We start from the raw sequence: 13,942 nt of genomic DNA on the forward strand, positions 1-13,942 counted from the left end.
GGCCGGCCCCCTGCGCCTGTCCCGGGCCCTGCCGGCCGCCGCCTTGGAGCTGCCGGTTCCCGCCCGGAGGCTGCGGCGGGTGCGGCGGCCGTCCCTGCGGGCCGGACGGCGGCTGGGGGCGCACCTGCGGACCCGACGGCGGCCCGGCGTACGGACGCGGCTGCGGACCGGACGGCGACTGCGGGCCCGACGAGGGGTGCGGGCCGGACGAGGGCTGCGGGCCCGAGTGCGGCTGCGGGGAAGGGCGCACCGGCTGGGACGCGCCCGGCCGCGGCGGACGCGGGATCTTGACCGTCTGCTCGGCGGGCGGCACGACCGGCTCGGCAGGCGGCACGACGACCTTGCGAAAAGGTTGGGTGTCCTGTGCTGATCTCTCGTCGCCGACGTCCGCCATGGCCTTGAGGTTACGTCACCGAAGAGCGGGATAATTCCTCTATTCCCCCAGCAGAATCTAATTCTGTATGGTCTGCGGACATGAGGGGTTTCTACGAGATCGCAGCCGCCGACCCGGACCGTCCCGCCCTGCTCGGCGACGACGGCGCGACCTACGGCGAGCTGCTCGCCCGCGCCAACAGGACCTCCCACGGCCTGGTCGCGCGCGGCGTCCGGCCGGGCGGCTCCGTGGTGACCGTGCTGAAGAACGGGCTCGACGCCCTCACCATGATGCTGGCCACCTACCAGATCGGCGCCTACCTGGTGCCGGTCAACTGGCACTACACGGCCGATGAGATCGACTACATCGTCGCCGACTGCGGCGCAGACGTCGTCGTCCGCCCCGGCGCGCTCACGGTCGCCGACCTGGCCGACGGCCGGCCGGACACCGCGCCCGAGCACCGCCGGGCCGGCTCGATGATGCTCTACACCTCCGGCACCACGGGACGCCCCAAGGGCGTGCGCCGCCGGCTGCTCGACCTCACGCCCGAGGACCTCTACCCCATCCTGATGCGCAAGAGCTGGCGGCACTTCGGCCTGCCGTCCGACGGGGTGCACCTGGTGTGCTCGCAGCTCTACCACTCGGCCCCCTACGGCCAGGCGATGATGGCGCTGCAGTTCGGCCACTCGATCGTGGCGCCGGAACGCTTCGACGCCGCCGAGGCGCTGGCGCTGATCGAGCGGCACCGGGTGACGAACGCGTTCATGGTGCCCACGATGTTCCACCGGCTGCTCGCCGTGCCGGACCGGAAGAGCTACGACCTATCCTCCCTCACCCACCTCTACCACGGCGCCGCCCCCTGCCCGCCCGCCACCAAGCAGGCGATGATCGACTGGCTCGGTCCCGTCCTGTGGGAGTACTACGGCTCGACGGAGGCGGCGGTGGCGACGATGGTGTCGTCCCAGGAGTGGCTGGAGCGGCCGGGCACGGTCGGCAGGGCCCTCGACGGCATGGCCTTCACGATCATCGGCGACGACGGCCACGAGGCGCCCCCCGGCGAGCCCGGGACGGTCTACATCGGCGGCATCAACCGCTTCGAGTACCACCGCGACCCCGGCAAGACCGCCTCGGCCATGCGCGGCGCCGCCTACACCCCCGGCGACATCGGCTACCTCGACGCCGACGGCTACCTGTTCCTGCTGGACCGCAGGACCGACCTGATCATCTCGGGCGGCGTCAACATCTACCCCGCCGAGATCGAGGCCGCGCTGCTCGAACATCCGTCGGTGGCCGACGTCGCGGTGATCGGCGTGCCCGATCCCGAGTGGGGGCACCGGGTCGTGGCGCTGGTCCAGCCGGTGCCGGGCGTGACGGGCGGCGCGGAGCTGACCGCGGAGCTGCTGCGGCACTGCGAGCCCCGGCTGGCCCGGATGAAACACCCCCGGGTGATCGAGTACCGCGAGTCGCTGCCGCGCACCCCGACGGGCAAACTCAGCAGACGGGACGTCCGGGAGGCGTATCTTTCCCGCTGAGCTGGGCAGAGACCTCCCCATGAGGGAGATCGTCGCCGGACTGGCAGCCGTCGTACTGCTCACCGCGTGTGGGCGGTCGCCGTCCGCCCCGACGTACACCTCGACTGCCACCGCGAGCCCGGCCACGACCACGCCGGGCTCGCCGACCGCCGGCGAACAGGCGCCCGGGAGCGCGCCGCAGTCGCTGGAGAGCGCGTACGAGCGGGTCATCACGGACGTCCTGCCGTCGATCGTGCAGATCAACACCAAGGTGGGCCTCGGCTCCGGCATCGTCTACGACACGGCGGGTCACATCGTCACCAACGCGCACGTGGTCGGCGAGGCGACCGAGATGAACGTCACGATCGCCACCGGCGGCGCGCCGCGCCCGGCCAAGCTGGTCAAGGCCTTCGGCGCCGGCGACCTGGCAGTGATCAAGGTCGACCGGCCCGATGGGCTGCGTCCGGCCAGGTTCGGCGACTCGGGCAAGCTGCGGGTGGGCCAGATCGTCCTGGCGATGGGCAACCCGCTGGGCCTGTCGGGCAGCGTCACGAACGGGATCGTCTCGGCGCTCGGCCGTACCGTCAGCGAGCCCCAGAGCCCCGAGTCGCCGGGGGCCACCATCAGCGGCGCGATCCAGACCTCAGCCGCGATCAACCCCGGCAACAGCGGCGGCGCGCTGGTGAACCTGGCCGGCGAGGTCATCGGCATCCCGACCCTCGCCGCCACCGACCCGCAGCTCGGCGGCGGGGCCGCGCCCGGCATCGGGTTCGCGATCCCGAGCAACACGGCCACCGACATCGCGGCCCAGATCGTGAAGAACGGCAAGGTCACCAACAGCCACCGGGCCGCGCTCGGCATCCGCGGCAGCACGGTCATCGGCGCCACCGGGCAGCCGAGCGGTGTGGGCGTGGCGAGCGTGGAGAAGGGCGGGGGCGCGGAGAAGGCCGGGATCCGGGCCGGTGACGTGATCCTCTCGATCAACGGCAAGAAGACCACGACCATGGCCGCGCTGTCGGAGGAGATCACCGCCTTCAAGCCCGGCGACCAGGTCAAGGTGGAGATCCTGCGCCCCGACGGCGGCACCCAGACCGTCACCGTCACCCTGGGCGAGCTCAAGGCCGAGTGACGACCCGGCCGGGCCGCTGCCCGGCCGATCCCCTCACTGCCCGGCCCATCCCCCGTTACCGGGGCCGACCGCTCACTGCCGGGCCGTGAAGACGACCTCCACGCGCCGGTTCTTCGCCCGGTTCCGCTCCACCGGCTTGCCCTCGACCAGGTTGGGCAGCTTGGGCCGCGTCTCGCCGTGTCCGGCGGCCCGGAGGGTCACGTTCCCGCCGCCGAGCAGGCCCTCCAGGGCCGCGCGCACGGCCTGCGCCCGCCGCCGCGACAGCCCCAGGTTGTACGCGTCGCTCCCCTGGTCGTCGGTGTGCCCCTCGATCCTGACGACGCCGCCCGCGCCCTCCGCCTCGACCTTCGCGGCCACGCCCGCCAGCCGTTTGCGAGCCTTGGGCGTGAGCCGCCACTTGTCCAGCGCGAACAGCACGTCGCTGGTCAGCGCGACCGTCACCGTGCGGCCCTGCCTGGTCTCGCTCTGCGCGCCGTCCATGGACTCGACCTCGCCGACGATGTCCTCGACCGGCAGCACCAGGTCCTCCACCGGGCCTGTGGCGCCCGGCGGCACCGGGACGGGCGTGGGCGCCAGGACGAGGGCCAGCGCCAGGCTAAGCGAGCGGAACATCGGTGAGCACGCCCAGCATCGGCATCTCGACGTTGACCTTCGCGACCTCCGGCGGCGGGGCGGCGAAGACCGCGTACAGCGTGCTGGCCTGCCCCGCCTCCAGGAACTGGCCCTGCGTGCCGGAGCACACGCACGTGGCGTCGGCGGCGGTGCCGTTGCGGGCGACGCGGTAGCGCTTGGCGTTCACCGGGTCGATCAGGGAGACGTTGGAGACCGTGTAGTCCAAGCTGCCGCCGCCCAGGCCGTTGTGCACGTTGACCTTGCCCTCGACGGCGGTGATCGTCCAGTTGAGGGTGACGGTCCTGCCCTGGCGGGTCAGGGCGGTGATCTCGACGCGGGCCCTGCCGTACTGGCCGCCGGAGCCGACCTTGGCCTCACGGGTGGCGATGACCGCGTCCGCCTGCGGGGCGGGCGTCTGCTGAGGCGCGGTCCGCGGCGGCGCGGGAGCGGTGGTGGCCGCCTCCTCGGCGGCGGTCTGCGGCTGCCCGCCGGGCGACAGGCCACACCCTGACAGGACGACGGCCGCCCCGATGAGAACGATCGTCTTACGCATCTGCTGATCACCTTAATGCTCAGAAAAGGCTCAAGTCAGACACCCTAGCCCGGATCCTCCATTTCGGGCGGGACAAATGACGATCAGCCGGACGCGGACGACTGGGTCAGCCGGTAACGGGAGGGCGGGATGCCGTACCGGTCCACGAACGCCTGGCGCAGCGTCTCGGCCGTCCCGAACCCGCAGCGCACGGCGATCGCGGACATGGGCAACGAGGTCGAGGCCAGCAGCTGAGCCGCCCCCTCGGTACGGGCCCGCCGCACGAACCGGCCCGGCGTCTGCCCCAGATGCCTGAGGAACAGCCGGGTGAGATGGCGTTCGCTGACGCCCGCCGCGGCGGCCAGCGTGGCCGCGCTGAGGTCGGCGGCCAGGTTCGCGCCGATGTGCTCGACGATCCGCCTGACCAGGCCGTCGGCGGGCGCCGGAGGGCTGACGAACATGCTCATCTGGGCCTGGTTGCCCGGCCGTTGCAGGTAGGTGACCATGCCGCGGGCCACCGTCCTGGCCAGTTCGGCGTCGTTGTCCTCCTCGACCAGGGCGAGCGTCAGGTCGAGCGCGGCGGTCACCCCCGCGGACGTGGCCACCTCGCCGTCGCGGACGAAGATCGGGGCCGGGTCCACGGTGACGCGCGGGTAGCGGGCGGCCATGTCGGCCGCCTCCCGCCAGTGGGTGGTGGCGCGCCTGCCGTCGAGCAGCCCCGCGGCGGCCAGCACGTACGCGCCGGTGCACACGGACGCCACCCGCCTGCTCTCCCGCGCCAGCCTGCGGACATGGCCGACGACCAGCGGGTTCGCCGCGGCGTCCACGTGGCCGGTGCCGCCGGAGACGATGATCGTGTCGAGCGGCCCGGTGATCCGCTCCAGCGCGAGCTGGCCGTGCAGCACCAGCGCGCCGGCGGTGGTCACGGGGTGACCGCCGGGGGTGGCCAGCCGTACCTGGTAGTACGGTGAGGCGCCGTGCCAGTTCGCGTTCTCCAGCGTCGAGGTGACGCACGCGATGTCGAGCAGCTCGGCCGCCTCGTAGGCGACGACCACGACCCGCCGGTACTCCATGGCACGACTGTAGGTCCGGCAGACAAAGAACCCAAGTTTCCGGACATATGCGGCTTCGCCCCCTCCTCCGCGTCCCCCTGCCCGGCCACAGTCGGAGCCATGACACCGACGCCTCCCGCACCCGCGGCCCCCTCTGCGGCCGGCCGCCGCTGGTCGAAGTTCGCCCTCCACTACGTGGAGATGATCGTCGCCATGTTCGTCGGCATGTTCGCGCTCGGCGCCCTGCTGTCGGCCGTCGGCCTCTCCGTCTCCCACGACGAGTCGCCCGAGCTCGCGTACCTGATCATGGCCGTCGACATGTCGGTGGGCATGGCCGTGTGGATGCGCTTCCGCGGCCACCGCTGGGCGCCGACGCTGGAGATGTGCGCGGCGATGTTCGTCCCGATCGTGCCGCTCTATCCGCTGCTCTGGCTCGGCGTCATCGACGGCGGCGTCCTGATGGTCGTCGCGCACGTCGCGATGTTCCCGCTCATGCTGGCCGCCATGTTCCGGCGTCTCGACGAGTACGCCGGCTGCGCCCACTAGCCCGGCCCCCTCGGCCGCGCGCCCACGAGAGTCCCTAAGATGCCGCTATGGCGCGTTTCGAGACCGTGACCCTGGTCTTCGCTCCCCCGGACGTGCTCTTCGACACGTCGCTGTCGGTCGAGACCCACACCGCGTCCATGGCCGGCTCGTCGGAACGCGCCGTCGCGGGCGTCACCACGGGCCTGCTCGGCCCCGGCGACCAGGTCACCTGGCAGGCCAGGCACTTCGGCCTCACCTGGCGGATGACCTCCACGATCAGCGCCTGGGACCGGCCCGGGTACTTCGTGGACGAGCAGGTGTCCGGGCCGTTCCGCCACTGGCGGCACGAACACCGCTTCGAGGCGGCTCCGCACGCGGGCGCCACCCTCATGACCGACGTCGTCGACTTCTCCGCCCCCGCCGGTCCGCTGGGCCGCCTGGCCGAGCTGCTGGTCCTGCGCCGCCACATGACCCACCTCATCACCATGCGCAACCGGCACATCAAGACGATCCTCGAACCGTCCCGTTGACCGAACCCGAGCCTCCCGGCGGTCGTCCGAGCGAGCGGCGAAGGCCGCCGCGCGGTACGCGGACCGGGATGCCCACGTCGGAACCGCTGCTGGTCCTGGCCCAGCTCACCGCCGCCTGGGCAGCCGGGTCGGTCTTCCTGCCGACGGCGTGGCTGGTCCTGCCGGCGGTGCTGTTCGCCGGCAGCGAGGCGGTGTTCCTCGCCGCCGCCGCACTGGTCGTGGCGGCCCTGCTCGGCTACCTGGTGATCGTGATCAGGGCCACCCGCGGCGCGTCCGTGCTCGGCGCGACCCGCGGCGGCCGGCTCCTGTGGGCGCTGCTGGTGCTGGGCCTGGGAACCGCAGGCTGGGCCCTCGGCTGGGCGGTGACCGACGTCGCCGGCCTCGGGGTGAGCCGCGACATGCTCCTGACGGCCGTGCTCGGCGGGGTTCCGTACGCCCTCGTGGCCGGGACGCTGCTGCGCGGGTGGCGTCACAGGGGCGTCGCGCTCGGGCTGGGCGTGGCGCTCCTGGGGGCGGGCGTGGCGGTGCTGCGCCAGGAGCCGCCGGACGACCTGGAGGCGCGCCTGACGGCCGGCGACCTCCACCGGGAGACCGCGTACGTGGTCGCCGTCCCCGGCTACCGGCCCGACGACCGCGACTACGGCGGCGGGCTGGGCGGCTCCGGCTTCACCCCGGCGGACCCGGCCGCCATCCCGCCCGACCGGTACGTCAGGATCGTCGCCCACGACCGGCTCCTGCCGGGCGCCGCCGTGTGCGGCCAGCCCACCGCGCAGGACGCCGATCTGCCGACCGGCTCCTGCACGGCCGAGCCCGGCGGCCTGGTCCACCGGCAGGGCCCGGTCGAGCACGGCTACCAGGTGCGGGTGGGCCGCCGGTACGTCACGGTGGTGGGGAGCGCCGCCGTCCCCCGCGACCTGCTCCGGTCGGCCGCCCGGACCCTGCGCCCGGCCACCGCCCGCGAACTGGGCGACCAGGAACAGACCGGCGACTACTACGCGGCCCGCATCCCGGGCTACACCCCACAGCTCATGGGCATCCCGGCGGGCCTGGTCTACACGCCCTCCGACCACACGGGCAACGGCGCCCAGAGCGTCCGCATCACGTTGTCCGTCAGCCAGGCCGGCGACGTCTGCCACCTCGCCGAGAAGTGCATCCCTGTCGGCTCCGGCCTCACCTACGTCCGCCGGGAGGACACGCACGGTTACGCGGTGCGCCGCGGCACGGTTACCGTCCAGGTGCTCGGCGGCCTGCGGGTGGACGCGGAACCGCTGCGCCGGGCCGCGCTCGACGTCCGCCCGGCCACCGACGACGAGCTGCGCCGCCTGCTGCCCCCGCGGGAGCCGCGCACCCCCCTGGACCGCCTCCGCCGCTGGCTGCGCACGTTCTGAGCTCGGACGCGCACGCCTTCCGGACAGCGAAAAGCCTCCGACCCGCCGAGTAATCGGCAGGTCGGAGGCTTTTTGATCACGTGGAGGTGGCGGGAATCGAACCCGCGTCCTTCAACCCCAAGTCAGGGCTTCTCCGGGCGCAGCCTGCTGTGCTTTTCTCAGCCCCGGCGATCACGCAGGCGAGTCGCCGACGGGCTCAGCCACTGTTTGATTTCCCGATCTCCCCCGTGGCCGGGTCGATCGGTTGAGCCTTCTAACGATGCCAGACACCGGGCCGAAGGCACTCCCGGGCTGACAGAGGTTTCGCTACTTAGGCAGCGAGGGCCAGGGAACCCTGGCCGACCTCAGTGCGCTTGGAATTGGCACTTATTGTTTTGCGGTCACAGGATTAACGAGGTTATGTCCGCAGTCCTCGGCCCGCTTCACCTGGCTTGCAAGATCGAAGTCGAAGCCAGTCACCCCCTGTGCAGTTGTCAACACGCCTTCACGCTGATCACGCAGAGGCGAGCAACACTGAATCTACAGGGGACAACGCCCCCAACGCCAACTTAATTCCAGCATGGCGAAACCCCCGGGAGCGTGGCACAGCAGCACGCGCTCCCGGGGGCCGACCGGCAGGGTCGAGCCGGTCCGGACGGCAGGACTTCCCCCGAGATGAAGTCCTGATCTCATCACGGCGACTGAGTCCGCAACCCCCCGAGCGGGCCCAGTCATTCAGTAAGACGCAGCCACGACCCGCAACGGTTGCTTGCCGTCACAAGATTTTCACGCAGAGTCATGAAGGCCCGAGAAGAAGCTGCCCGCGACGGCCGCCGCGTCGTAGTTCTTGGCCAGGACGGCGATCGCCACGTCCCCCTGCCAGCCGACGAACCAGGTCATGGGCTTGTCCTGGGTGCCCGCCGTCGCGCGCACGCCGTAGACCCTGCCCCGGCCCGCCTGCGCGGGGCTGCCGATCGCCCCGGCGCGCATCATCGCGGTCAGCGCGGTGCGCACCTTCGGATCCACCGGGACGGCGTCCGGCTGCTTGGCCGGGACGACCTCCGCCGCCGGATCGGGCGACGCGGGCGAGGTCACGAGCACCGGCGGCCGCCAGGTGCCCGACCCCACGGCCGCCGCGACCAGCGCCATCGACAGCGGGCTGACCTCGACGGTCTGGCCCGCGATGGCCCTGGCCTTGTCGGCGTCGCTGGACAGTTCGGGCATCGCCCCGCTGAACGACTTCAGCGGCAGCCGCCACGGCTGGCCGATGCCGAACGCCTTGGCGCTCGCGGCCAGGCCGCCGGCGCTGGCCCGGCGGGCCAGCGAGGCCAGCGCGGTCACGCAGCCCTTGGCGAAGTTGTCCTGGAACGTGGCCGACGACGTGACCCCGGCGGTCTGGCTGGTGTGCACGAACTTGGCGCCGCCCACCGTGCGCTCGGCCGGGCAGGCCAGCCGCTGCTTGGTGCTGACGCCGCTCTTGATCAGCGCGTCGGCCGCCACGATCGAGAAGGCCGTGCCCGCGGGGAACCTGCCCGCCAGCGCGTCCTTCTCCTGGTTGAGCCCGCTGGTGCCGACCGCGAGGATCTCGCCGGTGTCACGCTGGACGGCCACCAGCGCGCTGGTGGCCGTCTCGGCCACCGCCCGCTCGGCCGCCGCCTGGGCGCGGCTGTCGATCGTGGTCTTGACCGAGACGTTCTGGCGGCCCAGCCACTCCTTCAGTTTGGCCACCTGCCGGCCGGTCTTGAGATCGAGGGTGATCACCTTGGTCTCGGTGGAGCCGGTCAGATAGTCCTGGTACGCCTGCTGCAGGCCGCTCTGGCCGATCGAGTCGCCGGCCCGCTGGGGGCCGCCGAGCTTCTGCTCGTCCTCGGGGGTGAGCGCGCTGACCTTGCCGACGATCTGCTTGGGGGCGGCCGGGTCGATGGGCTGCGGCTGCGGGTCGGTCTGGATGCCGGAGATACCGGCCAGCTTCGACTTCATCGACAGGTAACGCGAGCGCCCGAACGTGACCAGCGGCACGAACTTGTCGGGCGGCGAGGACCTGATCCGGCTCAGCAGCCGGTCCTGGGCGTAGCCGGTGATCGCCGACAGCTTGGCCACGACGTCCTCGGCCCGGTCGCCCAGCGCGGACGGCACCACGCCCACGACGTAGACGTAGAGCTCGTTCTGCAGGGGGTCGTCGGCCCGGTCGACCACCGGCTGGCGCGGCTTGGGGTTGGTCTCGACCGCGAACCGCTGGCCCTCCTTGAGCTGCGGATGCAGCACCGACGGCGACCAGCGCACCTTCCACCTGCCGTCGACCAGGTGCAGCGGCAGCGAGCCGTCGTACGCCCAGAGCGGGGTGTTCTCCCCCAGGTCGACCTCGGCGCGGAAGTCGGCCTTGGACTCCTCGCCGGTCACGCTCACGCTTTTGATCTTGAAGCGGAACGAGGCCGCGTCGAGCTCCAGCTTGGCGTTGGCCAGGGCCTTGCCCACCTTGGCGGGGTCGCCGTCGGTGCGGCCCGCGGCCAGGGCGTAGTCCTCGGACTGCCAGCCCACGAGGAAGTCGCGCACCGCGTCGTGCGGCGAGGACTCCTCGAAGCAGCCGGTCAGCGTCATGCTCGCGACCGCCAGGGTGACGGTCGCGGCAAGGGTGCGGCGCGCGCGTGTCATCGGTTAGAGTGCCGCCGCTCTCATCGGTTGCGGTGCCGCAGGGCCCGCGCCATCTCCCGCTTGGCCTGCTGCTCGGCCAGCGACTGCCGCTTGTCCCAGTCCTTCTTGCCCCGGGCGACGGCGATCTCGACCTTGGCCCGGCCGTCCTGGAAGTACAGGACCGTGGGGACGATCGTGAGGCCGCCCTCCTTGGTCATGGCGGCCAGCTTGTCGATCTCCTTGCGGTGCAGCAGCAACTTGCGCTTGCGCTTGGCGGCGTGGTTGGTCCACGTGCCCTGCATGTATTCGGGGATGTGCACGTTGAGCAGCCACGCTTCGCCGTCGTCGATGCTGGCGTAGCCGTCGACGAGCGAGGCGCGGCCCTCGCGGAGCGACTTCACCTCCGTGCCCTGGAGCACGAGCCCCGCCTCGAAGGTGTCCTCAAGGTGGTAGTCGTGCCGGGCCCGCTTGTTCTGGGCGATGACCTTCCGCCCGGTCTCACGTGGCATGCTTCGACCTTACCGGCGATTCCTCACACCCTGAGGTATCGGCGGAGCGTCACGAACGAGGCCAGCACACAGATCACGACGCCGATGGCCATGGTGAGCGTGATGGTCTGGGCCACCGCGTCCCAGCCGAGCTGGGCCATGCCGCTGCCGAAGTAGCCGGCGATCTCCTCGAACAGCAGGACCTTCGTCACGATCAGGATGATGGCCGCGAAGACGCCGCCGATCAGACCGGCGATCACGCCTTCCATGACGAACGGCAGCTGGATGTAGAGGTTCGAGGCGCCCACCAGGCGCATGATCCCCGTCTCCCGGCGCCGGTTGAAGGCCGACAATCGCACCGTGTTGCCGATCAGCAACGCCGCGGCCAGCACCAGCACGATGGCGACGGCCAGCGCGTAGAAGGACAGCTTGTCGAGCAGGTCGAAGAACTTGCCGATGAGCTGCTTGTGGTCCATCACCTGGGACACGCCCGGCTGGCCCTTCACGGCGTCGATCACCGGCTGGTAGTTGTCGGGGTCGACCAGCTTCACGCGGAACGACTGCGGCATGTCCTCGACCCTGGTGGCCTGGACGAGCGTCGGGCTGGCCTGGTAGGCCGTCTTGAAGTTCTCGTACGCCGTGCTCTGGTCCTCGTAGAAGACCTCCTTGACGCCCTGGAGGCTCTCCAGGCGGGTCTTCAACGCCTTGGTCTGGGCCGGCGTGACGGCCTTGCCGTTGCACTCGGGGATCGCGGTGCCCTTGGTGCACAGGAAGACCGAGATCTCGACCTTGTCGAACCAGAAGGTCTTGAGCATGGAGACCTGGGCGTTGATCATCAGGCCGACGCCCAGCATCGCCATGCCGACTGCCACGGTGATGACGACCGCGATCGTCATGGTCAGGTTGCGACGGAGGCCGATCCAGACCTCGGAGAAGATGAAGTTCGCCCGCATGTTCTGTCTGCCGCTCCCTGTCAGTACGCCTGGCCGTACACGCCACGCGACTGGTCACGGACGATCTTCCCGTCCTCCAGCTCGACGACGCGTTTGCGCATGGAGTCCACGATGGCCGCGTCGTGCGTGGCCATGACGACCGTGGTGCCAGTTCGGTTGATGCGGTCGAGCACCTTCATGATGCCGATGCTCGTCGCGGGGTCGATGTTGCCCGTGGGCTCGTCGGCCAGCAGGATCATCGGCCGGTTGACGAACGCGCGCGCCATGGCGACACGCTGCTGCTCGCCGCCGGACAGCTCGTCGGGCATGCGATGGGCCTTGCCCTCCAGGCCGACCAGCTCGATGACCTCGGGCACGACCTTGCGGATGAACCGCCGGGGCTTGCCGATCACCTCTAGGGCGAACGCCACGTTCTCGTAGACGTTCTTGTTCGGGAGCAACCTGAAGTCCTGGAAGACGCAGCCGATGCGGCGGCGCAGGTGGGGCACCTTGAAGTTGGAGAGGCGGGCCAGATCCTTGCCGGCGACGTGGATCGCCCCGGAGTTGGGCCGCTCCTCCTTCAGGACCAGACGCAGGAACGTGGACTTGCCTGACCCCGAAGGGCCGACGAGGAACACGAACTCGCCCTTGTCCACGTCGACGGAGACGTGGTCGAGAGCGGGCCGGTTCTGGTTCGCGTAGACCTTGGTGACATTATCGAAATGGATCACGAGAGCATCACGGCATGCCAGTCTAGGGGTCAGGACGGAAGCGAGGGTGGCACATGCCCATTTCCCGCCGCCGGCCGATCGGGGGCGCCGTCTTTACTGATGATCGACGTTCCGATTGGCCAGACGACAGTCTAGGGGGAAGACTGGCATGGAACGTCCATAACGGAAACAAAACGATTGTGCGGCTAGACTTGGGGCTGTCATGAGTTGTGAACACCTCGTATGCGCGCAGTGCGCCCACCCCGTGATCGAGGGCCGCTGCCCCCTCTGCCGAGCCAACAGGGAGCGGATGCACAATCACGGCTTCGCCGGACTGTCACCCGCCCTCGTCGTCGTCCTGCTCCTGGTGCTGCTCTTCGCGACGCTGGTGCTCAGGCACCTAGTCGGTGCCTGACTCCGCCCTGCGCATCCAGCGGATCTCCGACTCGATGAACCCGTCGAGGTCGCCGTCGAGCACCGCCGACGGGTTGCCCGCCTCGGTGCCCGTGCGCAGGTCCTTCACGATCTGGTACGGGTGCAGCACGTAGTTGCGGATCTGCGTGCCCCATGACGTGGTGGTCGCGCCACGCAGCTCCGACATCTTCTCCGCCTCCTCCTGCCGCTTGCGCTCCAGCAGCTTGGCCTGGAGCACGTTCATGGCCGAGGCGCGGTTCTGGAGCTGGGAGCGCTCGTTCTGGCAGGAGACCACGATGCCGGTGGGCAGGTGGGTGATGCGCACCGCCGAGTCGGTGGTGTTGACGCCCTGGCCGCCGGGGCCCGAGGACCGGTAGACGTCGACCCGCAGGTCGTCTTCGTTGATGTCGATGTGGTCGGTCTGCTCGACGACCGGCACGATGTCGACGCCCGCGAACGAGGTCTGGCGGCGGCCCTGGTTGTCGAACGGGCTGATGCGGACCAGCCGGTGGGTGCCGTGCTCGCCGCGCAGCGTGCCGTAGGCGTAGGGGGCCTTGATGGTGAACGTGGCCGACTTGATGCCGGCCTCCTCCGCGTAGGAGGTGTCGTAGACCTCGGTGGAGTAGCCCTTGCGCTCGGCCCACCGCAGGTACATGCGCAGCAGCATCTCGGCCCAGTCGGCGGCGTCGACGCCACCGGCCTGGGAGTTGATGGTGACGAGCGCCTCGCGGGCGTCGTACTCGCCCGACAGGAGCGTGCGCACCTCAAGGGCGCCGATGTCGGTCTTGAGCGACTCCAGCTCCTTGTCGGCCTCAAGGCGCGTGTCGTCGTCGCCTTCCTCGGCCGCGAGCTCGTAGAGCACCTTCAGGTCGTCGAGACGGCGTGCGACGCCCTCGACGCGGTTGAGCTCGCCCTGAAGGTGGGAGAGCTTGCTGGTGACCTTCTGCGCCTGATCAGGGTCGTCCCACAGGTCTGGGGCGGCAACCTGCTGCTCCAGCTCCTCGATCTGCTTGCGCATCGCGTCGAGGTCGAGCACGTCCTGGATGCTGCGGAGCGTGTTCGCGAGCTCGTTGATCTCTTCTGCCGGATCGATGCCTGCCACGTCTCCCTAGGGTACGCGACCCTCGCGTGCACGA

At 70.6% G+C, this 13,942-nt stretch carries 13 protein-coding genes and 1 other RNA gene; 5 read left to right on the plus strand and 9 right to left on the minus strand.

Translation table 11 applies throughout. The annotated features are described in order from the left end of the window. Positions 1–474: 474 nt before the first annotated feature. Both ACIBQ8_RS19565 and ACIBQ8_RS19570 read left to right on the plus strand, forming a co-directional pair. Positions 475–1,905, plus strand: a complete 1,431-nt coding sequence (locus tag ACIBQ8_RS19565; RefSeq protein ID WP_397192627.1) for an AMP-binding protein — start codon at positions 475–477, stop codon at positions 1,903–1,905. Between the two features lie 19 nt (positions 1,906–1,924). Next, a complete protein-coding gene (locus tag ACIBQ8_RS19570) occupies positions 1,925–3,013 on the plus strand; it encodes a S1C family serine protease (protein WP_397170172.1) in 1,089 nt (362 codons plus the stop codon). A 72-nt stretch (positions 3,014–3,085) separates the two neighbouring features. Here the strand turns inward: ACIBQ8_RS19570 and ACIBQ8_RS19575 are convergent, their stop codons facing one another. The 3 genes from ACIBQ8_RS19575 to ACIBQ8_RS19585 form a co-directional block, all read right to left on the minus strand. Continuing rightward, entirely contained in the window at positions 3,086–3,625 is a 540-nt protein-coding gene (locus ACIBQ8_RS19575) for an OmpA family protein (protein WP_397192628.1), read from the minus strand. Further along, positions 3,609–4,178, minus strand: coding sequence for a lipoprotein (locus ACIBQ8_RS19580; RefSeq protein ID WP_397170176.1), 570 nt, complete (start codon positions 4,176–4,178; stop codon positions 3,609–3,611). Before ACIBQ8_RS19580 ends, ACIBQ8_RS19575 begins: the two co-directional genes overlap by 17 nt. An 83-nt stretch (positions 4,179–4,261) precedes the next feature. Further along, positions 4,262–5,230 (minus strand): GlxA family transcriptional regulator, encoded by a 969-nt coding sequence (locus ACIBQ8_RS19585; RefSeq protein WP_397170177.1) that lies wholly within the window; start codon positions 5,228–5,230, stop codon positions 4,262–4,264. A gap of 99 nt (positions 5,231–5,329) precedes the next feature. On the opposite strand from ACIBQ8_RS19585, the gene ACIBQ8_RS19590 reads away from it, so the two are divergent. The 3 genes from ACIBQ8_RS19590 to ACIBQ8_RS19600 all read left to right on the plus strand — a co-directional run bounded on the left by ACIBQ8_RS19590 (position 5,330) and on the right by ACIBQ8_RS19600 (position 7,652). Beyond that, positions 5,330–5,755 carry a hypothetical protein gene (locus ACIBQ8_RS19590; RefSeq protein WP_397170179.1) on the plus strand — a complete coding sequence of 142 codons (426 nt, stop codon included), beginning with the start codon at positions 5,330–5,332 and terminating at the stop codon, positions 5,753–5,755. Between the two features lie 47 nt (positions 5,756–5,802). Then, complete coding sequence (locus tag ACIBQ8_RS19595) at positions 5,803–6,264, plus strand: SRPBCC family protein (protein WP_397170181.1); 462 nt, start codon at positions 5,803–5,805, stop codon at positions 6,262–6,264. 68 nt (positions 6,265–6,332) lie between these two features. Continuing rightward, the gene (locus ACIBQ8_RS19600; protein ID WP_397192629.1) at positions 6,333–7,652 is read left to right on the plus strand and encodes a hypothetical protein; all 1,320 of its coding nucleotides are present in this window, start codon (positions 6,333–6,335) and stop codon (positions 7,650–7,652) included. Positions 7,653–7,730: 78 nt separating this feature from the next. On the opposite strand, the gene ssrA is transcribed toward ACIBQ8_RS19600, so the two are convergent. From ssrA to prfB, 6 genes are all read right to left on the minus strand, one after another. Next, positions 7,731–8,115, minus strand: a transfer-messenger RNA (tmRNA) gene (gene ssrA / locus ACIBQ8_RS19605). Positions 8,116–8,417: 302 nt separating this feature from the next. Continuing rightward, positions 8,418–10,283 (minus strand): penicillin-binding transpeptidase domain-containing protein, encoded by a 1,866-nt coding sequence (locus ACIBQ8_RS19610; protein WP_397192630.1) that lies wholly within the window; start codon positions 10,281–10,283, stop codon positions 8,418–8,420. Between the two features lie 20 nt (positions 10,284–10,303). After that, positions 10,304–10,771 (minus strand): SsrA-binding protein SmpB, encoded by a 468-nt coding sequence (gene smpB, locus ACIBQ8_RS19615; protein ID WP_397170184.1) that lies wholly within the window; start codon positions 10,769–10,771, stop codon positions 10,304–10,306. 23 nt (positions 10,772–10,794) lie between these two features. Continuing rightward, positions 10,795–11,703: a permease-like cell division protein FtsX gene (gene ftsX, locus ACIBQ8_RS19620; RefSeq protein ID WP_397170185.1), complete on the minus strand. Its 909-nt coding sequence runs from the start codon at positions 11,701–11,703 to the stop codon at positions 10,795–10,797. A gap of 20 nt (positions 11,704–11,723) precedes the next feature. Further along, entirely contained in the window at positions 11,724–12,413 is a 690-nt protein-coding gene (gene ftsE / locus ACIBQ8_RS19625; protein WP_020541427.1) for a cell division ATP-binding protein FtsE, read from the minus strand. 379 nt (positions 12,414–12,792) lie between these two features. Further along, the gene (prfB, locus tag ACIBQ8_RS19630) at positions 12,793–13,908 is read right to left on the minus strand and encodes a peptide chain release factor 2 (protein WP_397170186.1); all 1,116 of its coding nucleotides are present in this window, start codon (positions 13,906–13,908) and stop codon (positions 12,793–12,795) included. Positions 13,909–13,942: the final 34 nt, after the last annotated feature.

It is taken from the genome of Nonomuraea sp. NPDC049646 (assembly GCF_044465525.1).
GTDB lineage: Bacteria > Actinomycetota > Actinomycetes > Streptosporangiales > Streptosporangiaceae > Nonomuraea.